This is a genomic window from Streptomyces sp. HUAS ZL42 (genome assembly GCF_040782645.1).
In the GTDB taxonomy this organism is placed as follows: Bacteria; Actinomycetota; Actinomycetes; order Streptomycetales; family Streptomycetaceae; genus Streptomyces.
The window spans coordinates 7,014,834-7,031,655 of the sequence record NZ_CP160403.1 but is presented as its reverse complement, the minus strand read 5'-3'; the positions used below and the strand labels follow the sequence as shown (position 1 = coordinate 7,031,655).

16 protein-coding genes are annotated in these 16,822 nt (G+C 70.4%); 15 read left to right on the top strand and 1 reads right to left on the bottom strand.

Annotated elements, in window-relative coordinates; all coding sequences use genetic code 11:
* The first annotated feature begins 23 nt into the window (after positions 1 to 23).
* The 15 genes from ABZO29_RS31980 to ABZO29_RS31910 all read left to right on the top strand — a co-directional run bounded on the left by ABZO29_RS31980 (position 24) and on the right by ABZO29_RS31910 (position 15,180).
* Entirely contained in the window at positions 24 to 1,082 is a 1,059-nt protein-coding gene (locus ABZO29_RS31980) for a lytic transglycosylase domain-containing protein (protein ID WP_367323642.1), read from the top strand.
* A gap of 54 nt (positions 1,083 to 1,136) precedes the next feature.
* Positions 1,137 to 2,174, top strand: a complete 1,038-nt coding sequence (locus ABZO29_RS31975; protein ID WP_367323641.1) for a sigma-70 family RNA polymerase sigma factor — start codon at positions 1,137 to 1,139, stop codon at positions 2,172 to 2,174.
* 123 nt (positions 2,175 to 2,297) lie between these two features.
* Entirely contained in the window at positions 2,298 to 3,227 is a 930-nt protein-coding gene (locus ABZO29_RS31970) for an ABC transporter ATP-binding protein (protein ID WP_367323640.1), read from the top strand.
* Complete coding sequence (locus ABZO29_RS31965) at positions 3,224 to 3,994, top strand: MlaE family ABC transporter permease (protein ID WP_367323639.1); 771 nt, start codon at positions 3,224 to 3,226, stop codon at positions 3,992 to 3,994. Before ABZO29_RS31970 ends, ABZO29_RS31965 begins: the two co-directional genes overlap by 4 nt.
* A 3-nt stretch (positions 3,995 to 3,997) precedes the next feature.
* A complete protein-coding gene (locus ABZO29_RS31960; protein ID WP_367323638.1) occupies positions 3,998 to 4,822 on the top strand; it encodes an MlaE family ABC transporter permease in 825 nt (274 codons plus the stop codon).
* Between the two features lie 5 nt (positions 4,823 to 4,827).
* Positions 4,828 to 6,066 (top strand): MCE family protein, encoded by a 1,239-nt coding sequence (locus ABZO29_RS31955; protein ID WP_367323637.1) that lies wholly within the window; start codon positions 4,828 to 4,830, stop codon positions 6,064 to 6,066.
* Positions 6,063 to 7,085 carry an MCE family protein gene (locus ABZO29_RS31950; RefSeq protein ID WP_367323636.1) on the top strand — a complete coding sequence of 341 codons (1,023 nt, stop codon included), beginning with the start codon at positions 6,063 to 6,065 and terminating at the stop codon, positions 7,083 to 7,085. Before ABZO29_RS31955 ends, ABZO29_RS31950 begins: the two co-directional genes overlap by 4 nt.
* 200 nt (positions 7,086 to 7,285) lie before the next feature.
* Entirely contained in the window at positions 7,286 to 8,323 is a 1,038-nt protein-coding gene (locus ABZO29_RS31945) for an MCE family protein (protein ID WP_367323635.1), read from the top strand.
* Positions 8,320 to 9,444: an MCE family protein gene (locus tag ABZO29_RS31940; RefSeq protein WP_367323634.1), complete on the top strand. Its 1,125-nt coding sequence runs from the start codon at positions 8,320 to 8,322 to the stop codon at positions 9,442 to 9,444. The genes ABZO29_RS31945 and ABZO29_RS31940 overlap by 4 nt, the downstream gene beginning before the upstream one ends.
* On the top strand, positions 9,441 to 10,712 hold the full coding sequence (locus tag ABZO29_RS31935) for an MCE family protein (RefSeq protein ID WP_367323633.1): 1,272 nt from the start codon (positions 9,441 to 9,443) through the stop codon (positions 10,710 to 10,712). The genes ABZO29_RS31940 and ABZO29_RS31935 overlap by 4 nt, the downstream gene beginning before the upstream one ends.
* On the top strand, positions 10,709 to 11,998 hold the full coding sequence (locus ABZO29_RS31930) for an MCE family protein (RefSeq protein WP_367323632.1): 1,290 nt from the start codon (positions 10,709 to 10,711) through the stop codon (positions 11,996 to 11,998). The genes ABZO29_RS31935 and ABZO29_RS31930 overlap by 4 nt, the downstream gene beginning before the upstream one ends.
* Positions 11,995 to 12,471: a hypothetical protein gene (locus ABZO29_RS31925; protein ID WP_367323631.1), complete on the top strand. Its 477-nt coding sequence runs from the start codon at positions 11,995 to 11,997 to the stop codon at positions 12,469 to 12,471. Before ABZO29_RS31930 ends, ABZO29_RS31925 begins: the two co-directional genes overlap by 4 nt.
* 28 nt (positions 12,472 to 12,499) lie before the next feature.
* Entirely contained in the window at positions 12,500 to 13,234 is a 735-nt protein-coding gene (locus ABZO29_RS31920; protein WP_367323630.1) for a hypothetical protein, read from the top strand.
* A gap of 86 nt (positions 13,235 to 13,320) precedes the next feature.
* Positions 13,321 to 14,358 (top strand): endonuclease/exonuclease/phosphatase family protein, encoded by a 1,038-nt coding sequence (locus ABZO29_RS31915; RefSeq protein WP_367323629.1) that lies wholly within the window; start codon positions 13,321 to 13,323, stop codon positions 14,356 to 14,358.
* Positions 14,359 to 14,517: 159 nt separating this feature from the next.
* Positions 14,518 to 15,180 carry a DUF4232 domain-containing protein gene (locus tag ABZO29_RS31910; RefSeq protein ID WP_367323628.1) on the top strand — a complete coding sequence of 221 codons (663 nt, stop codon included), beginning with the start codon at positions 14,518 to 14,520 and terminating at the stop codon, positions 15,178 to 15,180.
* An 87-nt stretch (positions 15,181 to 15,267) separates the two neighbouring features.
* Here ABZO29_RS31910 and ABZO29_RS31905 read toward each other — a convergent pair whose 3' ends face one another.
* Positions 15,268 to 16,659, bottom strand: coding sequence for a Tat pathway signal sequence domain protein (locus ABZO29_RS31905; protein ID WP_367323627.1), 1,392 nt, complete (start codon positions 16,657 to 16,659; stop codon positions 15,268 to 15,270).
* Positions 16,660 to 16,822 lie beyond the last annotated feature (163 nt).

Sequence of the window (16,822 nt, the reverse complement as noted above, 5' to 3'; positions counted from 1 at the left end):
GCCCACAGGGAGGGGAGCACGACGTGGTGGGGCACAGGGTCAGGCGCGTCAGGGGTACGGCGATCGCGGCGGCGGCCATGGCCGCGCTGACCGCGTCACAGGCGCCGGGCGCGGCGCAGGCAGGGGCCTCCGCGCCCGTGGAGCGGGCTGCCGGTCACGGCGCGAGCGTCTCCGGCGACACCCCGTACCGCACGGAGCTGCCGCCGCTGCGGACCGGGGAACGCGCGCGGGGCTCATCGGCGGAGGCCGAGGTCGCCGAACTGCCCGCGTCCGTGTTCGACGCCTACCGGCGGGCCGAGGAGCGGCTCGCGAGTGAGGCGCCCGGCTGCCGGCTGCGCTGGCAGTTGCTGGCCGCGATCGGTCAGGTGGAGTCCGGGCAGGCGCGGGGCGGCCGGGTGACCGCGGACGGTACGACCGTGACGCCGATCCTCGGGCCCCGGCTGGACGGCGGCGCCTTCGCCGTCATCCGGGACACCGACGGGGGCGCGTACGACGGGGACGCGGCCTACGACCGGGCGGTCGGGCCGATGCAGTTCATCCCGTCGACCTGGGCCCGCTGGGGCGCCGACGGCAACGGCGACGGGCGGGCCGACCCGGGCAACGTCTTCGACGCGGCGCTGGCCGCCGGGCGCTACCTGTGTGCGGGCGGGCGGGACCTCGCCGACCCCGCGGATCTGGACCGGGCGATCCTCGGCTACAACCATTCGCAGGCGTATCTGCGCACGGTCAGGGCCTGGTACGCGTACTTCCTGGAAGGGCACCGGGTGGTGCCGGACGGCTCCGTCGGCGGGTCCTCGGCGGGCGCCGGGCGGACGCGGCCGAAGGCCACCCCGAAGCCGGCGCCGTCTGCCCGTCCGAGCGCCGTGCCCTCCCCGGCACCGTCCGCAGCCGCCTCGCCCAGTCCCACCCCGTCCCGCCCGTCGACCGGCACCGTGCAGACGGAGGATCCCCAACTCCCCTCGCCCGGCACGGACCTGGAGCTGCCCGGCTCCGGCCTGCTGCCCAGCGGCGCCCCGCTGACCAGCAACGGTGTGGACTCGATGGCCTCCACCCCCTCCACAACCGTGGATACCGGGCGGTAATGTCGCCACCCGCCGGACAGCACCAGACCGGCGGGTGAGCGCGAAGGGGCCCTCATGGCGACGGACATGCCGGACATGCCTGCGGAGATATCGGCGGCCGACGACCGTTGGCGGCGCATGTGGAGCCACCGCGAGCAGCTGCTCAAGGTGGCCCGGCGCAGGTCGATGAGCCTGGAGGACGCCGAGGACGCCGTACACGAGGCGATGCTGCGCGCCGCCGAGCGGCCGGATCTGGACGACGACCGGCTCGGCGCCTGGCTGACGACGGTGACCATGCGGCTGTGCGTCGACCGGTACCGGCAGGTCAACCGTGAGGCCGAGGTGGTGCGCAGCGGCCCCACGCTCACCGCGCCGGGCCCGGTGCCCGTCGAGGAGGCGGTGTGCGACCGGGCCGAGGCCAGGTGGCTGGCCGTGCGGAGCGGGGAGCTGCCCGCGCGCCAGGCCGAGGCGCTCCGCCTGAAGTCGGAGGACCTGGACGTGAACCAGGTCGCCGTGCGCATGGGGCTGAGCTACCGGACCGTGGAGTCGTTGCTCGCCCGGGCCCGGCGCACGCTGCGCAACTCCCTCGCCGCGACGCTGGGCTTCGCCCTGTTCCTGATCGGCCATGGCCGGCTGCGGGCGAGCGGCAAGGCGCAGGCCGTGGGGGCCGCCTCGGCGGCGGCGACCCTGGCGGTGGCGGGGTTCGTGCTGCCGTACGCGCTCGACGGGGCGAACGACGCTCCGGCGCCCCACCCGTCCGTGTCCCATGACGCGGAGGCACTCCACCCCGACGGCACCGGCGTGGCCCGCACCCCGCAGTCCCCCGGCCCGTTGTCCGCGTCGGCGGCGGCCACCCCGCGGGCGGACGAGAATCCGAGTGCGCTGCTACCGCTGTCCGTGCCGTCCCTGGCGGAGGTGTCGGGCCTGCCCACGGTGCCGGCGCCGGAGGTGCCACGGGTGCCCGGAGTGCCGGGAGTATCCGGTGTGACCGATCTGCCCGAGGTCACGGATCTGCCGGACCTGCCGAGCGTGCCGGTCGAGTCCGCCACTTCGGCCGTCCCCTCCGTCTCCCTCCCCGCCCCCTCCCTGAGCGCACTCCCCTCGGCCCCGTAAAGCCGCTGGAAAACGCCCCCCGAAAAGCCGCTCAAAAAAATCCGCCTCCGTCGCGACGGACGCCCCGCCCCTCCCCGTAGAGCAGATGTCGAAGGTGACTCCGCGGGCTGAAGGGTGGACCGGATGGGTGTCGAGATCTGTGTGGAAGGGCTGACCAAGTCCTTCGGTCACCAGGTCATCTGGCAGGACGTCTCGCTGACGCTGCCCGCCGGGGAGGTATCGGTCATGCTCGGCCCCTCGGGCACGGGCAAGTCGGTGTTCCTCAAGACGCTCGTCGGCCTGCTGAAGCCGGACCGGGGGTCGGTGAAGATCGCCGGCCGTGACATCACCAGGCTGCGCGAGCACGAGCTGTACGAGGTGCGGAAGCTGTTCGGCGTGCTGTTCCAGGACGGCGCGCTGTTCGGCTCGATGAACCTGTACGACAACATCGCGTTCCCGCTGCGTGAGCACACCCGCAAGTCCGAGAGCGAGATCCGGCGCATCGTCCTGGAGAAGATGGACATGGTCGGGCTGATCGGCTCCGAGGGGAAGCTGCCCGGTGAGATCTCCGGCGGCATGCGCAAGCGGGCCGGGCTGGCACGGGCACTCGTCCTGGACCCGGAGATCATCCTCTTCGACGAACCCGACTCGGGCCTGGACCCGGTGCGCGTCGCCTACCTCAACCAGCTCATCGTCGACCTCAACGCCCAGATCGACGCGACCTTCCTGATCGTCACGCACGACATCGCCTCCGCCCGCCAGGTGCCGGACAACATCGGCCTGCTGTTCCGCCGCGAGCTGGTCATGTTCGGGCCGCGCGAGCGGCTGCTGAACAGCGACGAACCGGTCGTACGGCAGTTCCTGAACGGCCGGATGCAGGGCCCGATCGGCATGGCGGAGGAGAAGGACGCCGCGCAGGTGAAGCAGGAGCTCGCCGAACTCGTCGACAGAGCGCCCGTGCAGGAGATGACGCCCCGCCTGCTGCCGGGGCCTGGCATCACCCGGCCGCCCCGTTGGGAGGCGATCGCGAGACGCGAGGCCGAGCTGCACCGGAAGGCGGTGACCGGCGCATGAGCCTCTCACCGACCGGGGCGCTCAGGCACTCGGGGAATCTGTTCGCCATGGCCCTGGACGTCGTCCGGACCATGCCCCGACGCCCTTTCCAGGCAAGGGAGTTCATCCAGCAGGCCTGGTTCGTCGCGAGCGTCACGATCCTCCCCACCGCCCTCGTGTCTATCCCCTTCGGCGCGGTCATCGCGCTGCAGATCGGCAGTCTGACCCGGCAGCTGGGCGCCCAGTCCTTCTCCGGGGCCGCCTCGGTCCTGGCGGTGCTGCGGGAGGCCTCGCCGATCGTCACCGCGCTGCTGATCGCCGGCGCCGGCGGCACGGCGATCTGCGCGGACCTGGGGGCGCGGAAGATCCGCGAGGAGATCGACGCGATGCAGGTGCTGGGCATCGACCCCATCCACCGTCTGGTCGTGCCCCGGGTCCTCGCGTCGATGGTGGTGGCGGTACTGCTCAACGGTCTGGTCTCGGTGGTCGGCGTCGCGGGCGGCTATTTCTTCAACGTCGTCCTGCAGAACGGCACCCCGGGCGCCTACCTCGCCTCCTTCACCACGCTCGCCCAGCTCTCCGACCTGTGGGCGGCCGAGATCAAGGCGCTGGTGTTCGGCGCGATCGCCGCGATCGTCGCCTCGTACAAGGGACTTACGGCGAAGGGCGGCCCGAAGGGCGTGGGCGACGCCGTGAACCAGTCGGTGGTGATCACCTTCATGTTGCTGTTCGTGACGAACTTCGTGATGACCGCGGTGTACTTCCAAGTCGTCCCGCAGAGGGGTTAGGCCATGCGACCCCAAAGACTCCTCGAACGCCCTCTGCGCTCCCTCGAAGCGCTCGGCACGCAGCTCTCCTTCTACGGCCGCTCGCTCGCGTGGACCGGCCGCACCCTGCGCCGCTACAAGAAGGAGATCCTGCGGCTGCTCGCGGAGGTGAGCTTCGGCCGCGGCGCCCTCGCCGTCGTGGGCGGCACGGTCGGCGTCATCGCCTTCCTCTCCTTCTTCACGGGCACGGAGGTGGGCCTGCAGGGGTACGCCGCCCTCAACCAGCTCGGCACCTCCAACTTCGTGGCGTTCCTGTCGGCGTACTTCAACACCCGGGAGATCGCCCCGCTGGTGGCCGGCCTCGCGCTCTCCGCGACCGTCGGTGCGGGCTTCACCGCCCAGCTCGGCGCCATGCGGATCAGCGAGGAGACCGACGCCCTGGAGGTCATGGGCGTGCCCTCGCTGCCGTTCCTGGTGACCACCCGGATGATCGCCGGGTTCGTCGCCGTGATCCCGCTGTACGTGGTCGGCCTGCTGTCCTCGTACCTCGCCGCCCGCACCATCACCACCGGCTACTACGGGCAGTCGGCCGGCACCTACGACCACTACTTCCAGCAGTACCTGCCCCCGGTCGACGTGCTGTGGTCCTTCGGCAAGGTACTCGTCTTCGCCGTCCTGATCATCCTCGTGCACTGCTTCTACGGCTACTACGCGAGCGGCGGCCCGGCGGGCGTCGGCGTCGCGGTGGGCCGCGCGGTGCGCACGTCGATCGTGGCGATCAACGTCCTTGATTTCTTCCTGTCGTTGGCGATCTGGGGCGCCAACACGACCGTGCGGATTGCGGGGTGAGCCGTATGAGGGTGCTGAGACTGCGGTTGTACGGCGTGGTGTTCCTCGTCGTGCTGGCCCTGTTGCTGTCCCTGTCCGTCGCCGTGTACCGGCAGGTGTTCACCCCTGCCGTACGGATCAAGCTGGAGGCCGACAGCCTCGGCAACCAGCTCGATCCGCGCGCCGACGTCAAACTGCGCGGGCTGCTGGTCGGCGAGGTGCGCTCGGTGCACACGGACGGCAGCAAGGCGACGCTCGACATCGCGCTCAAGCCGGAGTACGTCGAGTACATCCCGTCCGACGTGCACGCGCGCCTGCTGCCCAAGACGCTGTTCGGCGAGAAGTACGTCGACCTGGTGGCGCCCGCCCGCTCCTCGGCGCGTCCCGTCCGCGCCGGGGACGTCATCACCCAGGACCGCACCCGCGTCGGCATCGAGCTGCAGCAGCTGATGAACGACCTGCTGCCGCTGCTGCGGACCGTGCAGCCCGGCAAGCTCAACGCCACGCTCTCCGCGTTCGCCACCGCCCTCGAGGGGCGCGGCGACCGGATCGGCGACAACCTCACACGCGTGGAGGACTACCTGCACCGGCTCAATCCCCATCTGCCGTCCCTCACCGAGGACTTCGCCCGTCTGGCCGAGGTCGCCGAGGTGTACGACGAGGCGGCGCCCGACCTGCTGGCGATCCTGCGCAACACCGTCACCACCAGCCGGACGATCGTCGAGCAGCGGGAGCAGCTCGCGTCCGCGCTCAGGACGACGGCCACCACGGCGGGCACCGCGGACGGCTTCCTCGACGCCAACGGCGGCCGCCTGATCACCCTCGGCGAGGTCTCCCGCCCCACGCTGGAGCTGTTCGCCCGCTACTCCCCCGAGTACCCCTGTCTCTTCGCCGGCCTGGTCCGTCAGGAGAAGGCCTCCGAGCAGGCGTTCCGGGGCGGCAAGATGCACATCACGCTCGAGGTGGTCCGGCCGCAGGGGGCGTACGAGCCCGGCGAGTACCCGCGCTACGGCGAGCGGTCGGGGCCCAACTGCCGCAACCTGCCCGGCCCGCCCGTACCGGCACCGGGCGCGCATCTCGACGACGGTTCGCGGAACGGGAGTTCGTCCGGGGGTCCGCTCGGTGTCTCCGCCACCCGGGCCGAGCAGCGCGCCGTCGGCTCGCTCGTGGCCCCGGTCATGGGCGTGCCCGCCGACGAGGTGCCGCCGGTCGCGACCCTGCTGTTCGGGCCGATGGCACGCGGGACGGCGGTGAGCGTCGCATGAGGCAGACCGCCGCTCCTCTCATCAAGTTCAGCCTGTTCGCCCTGGTGACGATCCTGGCCACGGCCCTGCTCGCCGCCACCATCGTCAACATCTCGCTGACCCCGGAGCGCACCTACCACGCGGTGTTCAGCGACGTCACCGGCCTGGAGAAGGGCGACGACATCCGCGTCGCCGGAGTGCGGGTCGGCGAGGTCGAGGGCATCCGGATCAAGGACCGCACGCTGGCGGAGGTCACCTTCACGGTCGGCGCCGACCGGCCGCTGCTCGCGGGCACCCACGCGGTCATCCGCTACCGCAACCTCGTAGGACAGCGCTATGTCGCGCTCACCGAGGGCGCGGGCGACGACACCCGGCTGAAGCCGGGCGCCACGATCCCGCTGTCGCGCACCCAGCCGGCGCTGGACCTCAACGCGCTGCTGAACGGCTTCAAGCCGCTGTTCGCCGCGCTCAGCCCGCAGGACGTCAACCAGCTCGCCACCGAGATCATCAAGACGCTCCAGGGCGAGGGCGGCACCGTCAACAGCCTGCTCGTGCACACGGCCTCGCTCACCACGACGCTGGCGGGCCGTGACGAGCTGATCGGCTCGGTGATCGACAACCTCAACACCGTCCTGGAGACCCTCGACAAGCGGGGCACCCGCTTCTCCGGGCTGCTCAAGCAGCTGCGGCGGGTCATCTCGGGCCTGTCCGCCGACCGGGGGCCCATCGGGGAGTCGCTGGTGAACATCGGCGACCTGACGGAGGCCACCTCGGGGCTGCTCAAGGACGCCCGTCCCGCCCTCAAGGACGACATCGCCGGGCTGACCGATCTCACCGGAACGCTGAACGACAACGAAAAGACCGTGGAGGGCGTGCTGAAGCGGCTGCCGAACAAGCTCAACGAGCTGACGGGGACGGCGTCCTACGGCTCGTGGTTCAACTTCTACCTCTGCGACTTCGACGGCCGGATCGTGCTGCCGAAGACGAAGCAGGTGCTCACTCCCCAGCTGCACGTGGCGAGGGCGAGGTGCGGGGCATGAGCCGTAAGAACCGCCGCCCGGAGCCTTTGATGAAGGTGCGTATCGACCCGCCTCGACTGCCCGGGCTTCCGAAGATACGGCTCCTGCCGCGCCGGACACCCGGCCCGCAGCCGTTGATGAGGGTCCGTGTCGACCCGCCTCGCATACGGGTCCCAAGGGTGCGGCTCCTGCCGCGCCGGGCACCCCGCCCCCAACCACTGATGAAGGTCCGTGTCGACCCGCCCAGGCTTCCGCGCATACGGCTGCGCCGCCCCCGCCTGATCCCCTTCCGCGACCGCAACCCCGTCGTCATCGGGGCTGTAGGCCTCACCACCCTCGCACTGCTGACCATGGCCGCGTTCAACGCCGACAACCTGCCGCTGATCGGCGGCGGCGAGACGTACAGCGCGGCATTCTCGGAGGCGGGCGGCCTCAAGCCCGGCGACGAGGTGCGGATCGCAGGCGTCAAGGTCGGCAAGGTCGAGGACGTCGACCTGGACGGGGACCACGTCAAAGTCACCTTCAAGATCAAGGGCGACCCGAAGTTCGGCTCGGAGACCGGCGCGTCGATCCGGGTCAAGACGATCCTCGGCGCGAAGTTCCTCGCGCTGCACCCCAAGGGCCCGGGGCAACTGAAGCCGGGCAGCGAGATCCCGCTGAACAGGACTGTCTCGGCGTACGACGTCGTCCAGGCGTTCAGCGATCTCACCACGACGACCGAGGACGTCGACACCGACCGGGTGGCGCAGGCCCTGGACACCATCTCCACCACCTTCCAGGACTCACCCGCCGAGGTGAAGGCGTCCATCAAGGGCCTGTCGCAGATCTCCCGGACGGTGGCCTCGCGCGACAAGGCGCTGGGCGAGCTCCTCGACCACGCGAACGGGGTCACGGGCGTACTGGCCGAGCACACCGAGGACTTCACCGCCCTGATCAAGGACGGCGACAAGCTGTTCACGGAGATCAGCAAGCGGCGCCAGGCGATCAGCAAACTGCTCAAGACCTCCGCCCTGCTCGGCATCGAGCTCTCCGGCCTGGTCGAGGACAACGAGAAGGAGATCGGGCCCGCGCTCAAGGGCCTCAACCGCGTGGTCGAGATGCTGCAACGCAACCAGTCCAGCCTGGACCGCAGCATCAAGCTGCTCGCGCCGTACGTCCGGGTCTTCACCAACACGCTCGGCAACGGCCGGTGGTTCGACTCCTACGTCCAGAACCTGGTCGCCGCTCCGGTGGTACCGCGGACGGGAGGCGCGCAGTGAAGAGCCTCAAGAAGCGCCTGGCGCTGGTCACCGCACTGGCGGTCGTCGCCGCCCTCGCCTTCGTGCTGTGGCCGCGACCCGAGAAGGTCCACGTCACGGCGTACTTCCCGCGCACCGTCGGCATCTACCCCGGCTCGGACGTCCGCGTCCTGGGCGTGCGGATCGGCGAGGTCAAGAAGATCACGCCGCAGGGCGACCGGGTGCGCGTGGAGCTGGAGTACGAAGCGGGCCGCAAGGTCCCGGCCGACGCGAAGGCCGCGATCATCAACTCCTCGGTGGTCAGCGACCGTTACGTACAGCTGCTTCCGGTGTACCGCAAGGGCCCGGTCCTGCGCACCGGCGCGGTCATCCCCGAGTCGCGGACGGCCGTACCGGTCGAACTGGACCGTATCTTCGACAGCCTGCACACGACGGCCGAGGCACTCGGCCCCGAGGGCGCCAACAAGGACGGGGCACTCTCCCGGCTGCTCGGGGTGAGCGCGGACAACCTCGACGGCCAGGGCGAGAACCTTCACCGGACGGTCGAGGACCTCTCCCAGGCGGTCACCACGCTGTCCGACGGCCGCACGGACCTCTTCGGCACGGTGCGCAACCTCCAGGTGTTCACGGCGGCGCTCGCGGCGGACGACAAGAGCGTGCGGTCCTTCAACACCAGCCTCACGGAGGTCGCGGAGCAGCTCGCCGGCGAACGCAAGGACCTCGCGGCCGCGCTGAAGAACCTTGGGACTGCACTGGGCGACGTGTCCGCCTTCGTGAAGAACAACAAGAAGGCGCTGACCTCGAATGTGCAGGGCCTGAGCAAGGTGACCAAAGTGCTCGTCACCCAACGGGCCGCGCTGGAGGAACTGTTGGAGGTAGCACCCACCGGCATGTCGAACCTGAACAACGCCTACAACCCGTCCGCGGGCACCCTCGACACCCGCAACAACCCCGACAGCCCGCAGGATCCGGCCTCGCTGCTGTGCTCCGTACTGCGGACGACCGGCGACGAGGGCGGCAAGAACCCGGACTGCGCGGAGCTGAGGAAGCTCTTCGACTCCCTGCCGGAGGTGCCCCAGAGCTCCGCGGTGACGGGCACGGTCGACCGGACGCTCGGCGGAATCCTGGGGGCGAGCGCATGAGCGTCGCATTGCGCAAGGGTAGGGCGGTCGCCTGGGCGGCCGCCGGATCGCTGCTGCTGTCCGGCTGCGGCTTCAACGGCTGGTACGACGTCCAGCTCCCCGGCGGAGCCGCCGACGACGGTCACGCCTACCACGTCACCGTCGAGTTCCGCGACGTCCTCGACCTGGTGCCGCAATCCGCGGTGAAGGTCGACAACGTCACCGTGGGCGCGGTCGAGAAGGTCGAACTGAACGGCTGGCACGCGCGCGTACGCCTACGTATCGCCGACTCCGTGAAACTGCCCGCGAACGCGGTCGCCGAACTGCGCCAGACCAGCATGCTCGGCGAGAAGTACGTGGCGCTCTCCGCCCCGACCGGTACGGCCCCCGTGGGCCGCCTGGGCGAAGGCGACCGCATCCCGTTGTCCCGCAGCGGCCGCAACCCGGAGATCGAGGAGGTGCTGTCCGCCCTGTCCGCGCTCCTCAACGGCGGCGGGGTGGCCCAGCTCAAGACGATCACCGTGGAGCTGAACAACGCCCTGAACGGCAGGGAGGACCGGGTCAAGTCGCTACTGAAGGAGCTGAACACGTTCATCGGCGGCCTCGACGACCAGCGCGACGACATCGTCCGCGCCCTCGAGGCCGTGGACAAGCTCGCCAAACGGCTCGGCAAGGAGAAGAAGACGATCGCCCGGGCCGTGGACGAGATACCGCCGGCCCTGAAGGTCCTGGCCGACCAGCGACGCGACCTGACGAAGATGCTCACGTCCCTGTCGCAGCTGGGCAAGACGGGCACCAAGGTCGTCGAGGCCTCGCACGACGACACGGTCGCGAACCTCAAGCAGCTGCAGCCGATCCTGCAGCAGCTGAACAAGGCGGGCAGTGATCTCCCCAACTCGCTGGAGCTGCTCACGACTTACCCGTTCCCGAGGAACGCGGTGGACGCCGTGAAGGGCGACTACGTCAACCTGCACATCACGGCGGACATGGATCTGTCGGAGCTGTACGGGAACTTGACGGGCGGGACGGGGTCGGGCAAGTCCGGCGACGGCGACTCCCAGCCGCCGAAGACCCCTGACCTGCCGGATCTTCCTGGCCTGCCGAGCGTGCCGACACCGACGGCGCTGCCGAGTACACCGGGACTGCCGTCCCCTTCTGCCCCGTCGGACGGCGGCGGCGACCTGCTGTGCCCGCCGGTGTGCACCGCCGGGTTCACGACCGCGGGCCGGCTGCCGGAGGGGATCGACCTCGAGCTCGCCGAGCTGATGCTGAAGGGGGTCCAGCCGTGATCACACGGACGGTCAAGGCCCAGCTGATCGCTTTCGCCACGATCACCGCCGTAGGGATGTCGTACGTGGGCGCCGAGTACACGGGCCTGGTGGACGACGCCCTGAGCCGCGGCTACACCGTGCGGGCGGACTTCGCCGACTCCGGGGGCATCTTCCCCGGCGCGGAGGTCACGTACCGGGGCGTGCCGGTGGGTCGAGTGGGCGCGCTGCGACTGACGGGCGCGGGCGGTGTCTCGGTCGCGCTGGAGATCGACGACGGGGTGCCGCGCATCCCGGCCGACACCCTCGCCGTGGTGGCGAACCGCTCGGCGGTGGGCGAGCAGTACGTCGACCTGCAACCGCGCACGACGCACGGCCCGTACCTGCTGGACGGCAGCACCATCCCGCGAGCCGACACGCGCGTGCCGCTGCCGACGACGGACCTGGTGCTGAGCCTGGACCGCCTGGTGAACTCGGTCGGCAAGGACGATCTGCGGGTCACGGTCGACGAGTTGGGCAAGGCGTTCTCGGGCACCGGCCCGAACCTGAGCCGACTGGTGGACTCGGGAAACGCGCTGGTGGAGTCGGCGAGCGACGCGCTGCCCGAGACCATCCAGCTGATCGAGGATTCACGAAAGGTCCTGAAGACGCAGGCCGACCAGGGCTCGTCCATCAAGTCGTTCGCGCACGATCTGGCGCAGCTCAGCGCACAGTTGAAGTCGAGCGACGGAGACCTGCGCAAGCTGATCGGGAACGCGACGCCGGCGGCGCAGGAAGTGAACTCGCTACTGAAGTCGACGGGCCCGCAGCTGTCGGTCCTGTTGGCGAACCTGATCAGCGGCGGCCAGGTCACGCGGGCGAACCTGCCCGGCGTGGAACAGGCCCTGGTCACCTTCCCGGTGATGGTGGCGGGCAGCTACACGGTCATCCCCGGCGACGGCACCACGCACTTCGGCCTGGTGGTGAACGCCGACGACCCGCCCGCCTGCACCCAGGGCTACGGAACGACACGACGCGACCCCGCGGACACCAGCACACGTGCGGCGAACACGAACGCGCGCTGCACGGCTCCGCGCGGGAGCAAGACATCGGTGAGGGGCGCACAGAACGCCCCGGGGGCGAGCACCACTTCGGGCGGCGCGGACCAGGCGGCGTACGCAACCCCGTACATCACCCCCTACGACCCGGAGACCGGCACCGCCACCGGCCCGGACGGAAACCCCGTCGAGATCGGCTCGACGGGTGGCCAACAGGCGGTGTTCGGAAGGGAGTCCTGGCAATGGCTGCTCGTCGGACCGATGGCATGAGCAGGGCACTGGCCGTGGGACTGGTGGTGGCAACGGTCCTCACGACCACGCTGACGATCTGGCTGAGCCTCGGGCTCCTGGACCAGCGAGAGACGGCGCAGCGCCGCCAGGACATCCTGGCCGCGGCCCGCCAGTCGGCGCTGAACTTCACCTCGCTCGACTACCGGCACTACGGCCGGGACAGCGCGAACGTCCTGGAGAGCGCGACGGGCGACTTCAAGAAGGAGTTCGCCGCACAGACCAAGCAGCTGACCGAGCTCGTCAACGAGAACAAGTCGGTGTCCGAGGGCCAGGTCCTCGAGGCGGGCATCGTCCGCTCCGACGAGAAGTCGGCCCGGGTCCTGGTGGTCGCCGACAGCAAGGTGACCAACACGGCCGTACCCGAGGGCGAGGCGCGCACCTACCGGCTCCAGCTCGACCTGGTGTACCGGGACGGCCGCTGGCTGACGTCCGACGTCGAGTTCGTCGGCTGACCGGCCGCGAGGATTGAGGAGTACGACGATGGCGAAGACGACGACGGCGCGAGGCCGCACGTCCGTTACCGGCACCCGGCGGACGATGACGGCGGCGGCGCGTGCGGCGGCGAAGCGAGCCGAACGAGCGGAGCGGGGTCTCAGCGAGGACCCGCAGGCCGGACGCACGGTGATCATCGACCCGGAGGACGAGAAGGGCTGGGACGACCCGCCGGAGCCGTCGCGGGAGTCGCTCGAGGAGGAGCCCAGCGGTACGCTGCAGGGCCGTCGCCGGCTGCTGACCGCGTCCCTGTGTGTCCTGCTCGTGGCGGGACTGGTGGCGGCCGGCGTGCTGGGTTGGCGCTACCGGGAGGGAATGCGCGCGGAACAGGCCCGAGGCCAGGCGGTAGCGGCCGCACGCCAGGCGGCCCCCATCGTCCTGTCCTACGACTACCGCCACTTGAACCGCGACTTCGCCGCGGCACAGACCCGCCTGACGGGGCACTTCCGAGACGAGTACCGGAAGACCACGACAACGGTGGTCGGCCCGACGGCGACGAAGTACCACGGAGTGGTGAAGGCAACGGTGGCGGACCCCACCGGCGGAACCCCGGCGGCCTCGGTGATCTCGTCCTCACCGGACCGGGCGGTGGTCCTCCTCTTCGTCAACCAGGTGACCACGAGCACGCAGGTCTCGGGCTCGCGGGTGGACCTGAACAGGGTGCGGATGACGCTGACGCGGACGGAGGACGGCTGGAAGGTGAGCGGGGTCGACGCGCTCTGACCCGCAACCGAATACGCGTCAACTGCTCTCCTCACGTTGGGGCCTTGGTGATCGACACGCAGGCTCCGCTGATGGGAGGAGCGCAGATGACGAACACTGCCGCTGGCGCGCCGCAAGCTGCCGAGAGGCACAGGGCAGGCGGGAGGCCCGGCCGCCGCGGACGAAGGATCGGTCTGCCGGCCTGCGGCGCCCTGCTGGCCGTACCGTCGGCCCTGCTGGTCGTACGCCTGACCGGACTGGACGCGGGAACATCGCTGGCCGTGCCGGTGGTGCTGTTTCCGTACGGCGCGGCACTCAGCGTGCTGGTGCTGGTCGCCGTACTCGCGGTTCCCGCGTTGCGCTCGCGATGGACGATCGCGGTCGTCGCGATTGTCACGTCGGCTCAAGTCGTGTTGCTGATACCGCGTTTCGTTCCGCATCGGCAGCACGTCCCGGCTCAGGCACCAGTATTGCGGGTGGCCACTCTCAACGCCAACGTAGGCGCGGAGGATGCGAGTGCCCTGGTGCGGCTGGTCGAGACAGAACGGATCGACGTACTGGCAGTGCAACAGCTGCCGTCAGCCGGCATCGCCGAGCTCACGGAGGCAGGCCTGGACAAACTGCTGCCGTATCACGAACTCCACCCCGAGTACGACTCCTCGATCTACTCGCGCATCCCACTGAGCCACGGCGGCGTACTGCAAGCCGACACCGCCTGGCCGCAAACGACCGCGGATGTGACGGTCGGCGGACGCACCGTACGGCTGGTGGCCGTCCACACTTTCTACCCGCTGGGTAACGCGAAGCGCTGGACCCGGGACATGTCGGCCCTGACCTCCGCCGCGAGGCACAGCGGCCCGGACACGGTCTTCCTGGGCGACTTCAACGCCACCCTCGACCACGCACCGATGCGCGACCTGCTCGAGTCGGGCCTCACCGACACCCACGCGGAACTGGGCCACGGCTGGGCCCGCACCTGGCCGGTCGGCAAGCCCCTCGTACCGCCCATGGTCCAGCTGGACCACGTCCTGCACGGTTCCGGCATGGCGGGCGTCTCCGTCAGCGAACGAACCGTGCCGGGCACGGACCACCGGGCGGTCGTCGCCACACTGGCGGTGCTTCCGGCGACGGGGCACGCCGGGTGATGCCCCGAGCCCTGGCGATGCGAGGTCAGGCAGCCCTGTCACCGCCGTGTCACAGGTGATCAACAGGGAAACCACAGGAACCTAGGGTGACGCCCCTCAGTCTCCATCGGCGAATGCCGGCGAGGACCGGCTCTGCGCAATTCGCTCTCGGGGGACCTGATGAACCGCACAACCACCGTCCGCAAGGCCGCACTGGCGACGGCCGCTCTCTCGGCCATCCTGTCGGTGACGGCGTGCCGGCCCGGCGACACCCCGTCCCCCGCCGACTCGCCGTCGAAGGCCCCGACCAGCACAGCGCCCTCGACGCCCTCTTCCTCGGCACCGAGCTCCGCGACGGCTTCCCCCACGTCCGGATCAGCCTCAACGGGTGAGGCGGCGACGAAGAAGTGCACCGCAACCGCCCTGGAGGCGGCGGCGTCCCAGGCTGCCGATCGCCCGGACGGCACGGGAATCGGTGCGGCGATCGTCGAGTTCAAGAACACCTCCGCCCAGCCGTGCACCCTGCAGGGCCACCCCACGGTGGCCGGGGCAGGCAACGGCTCCCCGGAAAAGAACGCCCCGCTGAAGGTGACCCCCGAGGGCTCCGCCTCTCCGGTACTGCTGGCCCCGGGCGGCAAGGCCTGGGTGAAGCTGACCTTCGTCCAGGTCCAGGGCGAGGGAGACGGCTACTGCGAGTCCGGCGCGGAGCCCGTGGCGTACCCGACGCTGGTGGTCGGCCTTCCGGGAGCCGGGGCACACCAGGTCGCGCTGGAGGACGGGCTCTTCGCGGAGTGCGACAACACGGTGGCGGCCACGGCGGTGTCGGCGACGAAGCTTTCGTAACGGGGGCGGGAGACGAGTAGGACGGTACGCCGGAGACAGCGGTGGGCATGGGCACCCGTCAGCGCCCACGCCCACCGCAGAACCCGCTCAGGCCCGCAACGGATTGGCGCGCGCCACCGCCATCAGGTACCAGGCGGTGGCCCCCGTGTGCCGGTACGGGTAATAGCCGAAGCCGAATCCGGTGTCGAGCGGACTGCTCGCCGACACGACGCCGGAGCGTTCGGGAAGGGCCTTGCCGCCGATGGTCTGACCGCCGCCGAGCAGGTCCTGGGCCCGCTCGAGGGAGTCGATCAGCCGCCGAGCGCGCGCCTCGTCACCACGGGCGTGCCGCTCCCGCAGCGCAAGGGCAAGGTGGGCGGTCCCCTCGAACCACACGCCGTTGCGGTCGGGCTTGGGCTGGAACTCGGCGATGGGTGCGTCCTCGTTCGCCACCAGACTGGCGGAGCTGAAGGTGACGCCCTCGTACGACTGCCCCGCGGGGACCGTGCTGTTCCGTCGCTCGGCGTGGTCCAGGACGGCCAGTTCGGACGCGGCCCAGTCCAGCGAACGGGAGTGGGTCCGGGAGGAGAGCGCGAGATGGGTCCAGGTCTGGGTGTCCTCGGGGATCGGTGACGTGTTGACCGTGACACCGTCATTGGTGCCGGTGTAGAAGAACCCGTCCGACGGCTCCCACATCTTCATGACGAAGGCCTCGGCACGCGCACGCCGCGCCAGCCACACCCGGTCCCCGGTCAGCCGGGCGAGCCGTCCGAACAGGCAGATCAGGTCGGTGTTGTGCTCGGTCGAGGTGAACGGCAGCTTCTCGTTGGCCCCGTTGACCCCGAACTTGTAGCCGCCCAGGGGTTCGTCGGTACGACCGTTGTGCTCGACCCACTCCCCGATCCTCACCGCACCGGCAAGGAACCGCCGCTCACCGGTCCGCCGGGCAAGCGCGCTCAACGCGATCCCGGCCCAGGCCATGTCCCCCACGGCCGTACCGGTGAACCCGAACTGCGTACCGACGTTGGCGCTACCGTCCGCCCGCACGAACCCGTCCGGCTGCTGCGACCCGTCGTAGAACGTGTAGGGCCCCACGTTGTAGGCCTGACGCAGCCTGCCGTCGTCGTAGGCGGGGTCATGGTTCTGGGCGTACAGCAGCGCGTCCCCGAGCGCCACGGCCCGGGCCTGTCCCTCCGCGGTACATCCCGCCAGGTGAGCCAGGACCGCGAGCGCGTTGTCGTACGTGAACGCGGTACTGAACAGCCCCGCCTGGTCGGTGTAACTCTGGGCCAGACGAGTGCTGCCGTGGTCCGGGTAGGCGTCCATGGCTGCGGCGAGAAAAGCGTGCCCGCGGCGAGGGGCGGACACCTCGGCGGCGTCCCGGGCCGAGGCCGCGTGGGCCGCCCCGGAGCCGACCGCGGTGAGCGCCGCGGCGCCGATACCGAGGCCGGTGCCGATGAGCGTACGACGGCTGAGCTGCGGTCTTTGCCTGCCGGTCATGGGACTCCCTTGAGGGGTGCGGGGCGAAGGGGCGGGGTGTGGACTGGAGCGTCTCGGATTTGAGAGCGCTCTCTTTGAGAGCGCTCTCAAGCGTGCGGGCTCATTGTGCTGGTGTGACTGCGCCGGGTCAACGTCCTTCATATGCAGACTGGTTGGCCAGGCG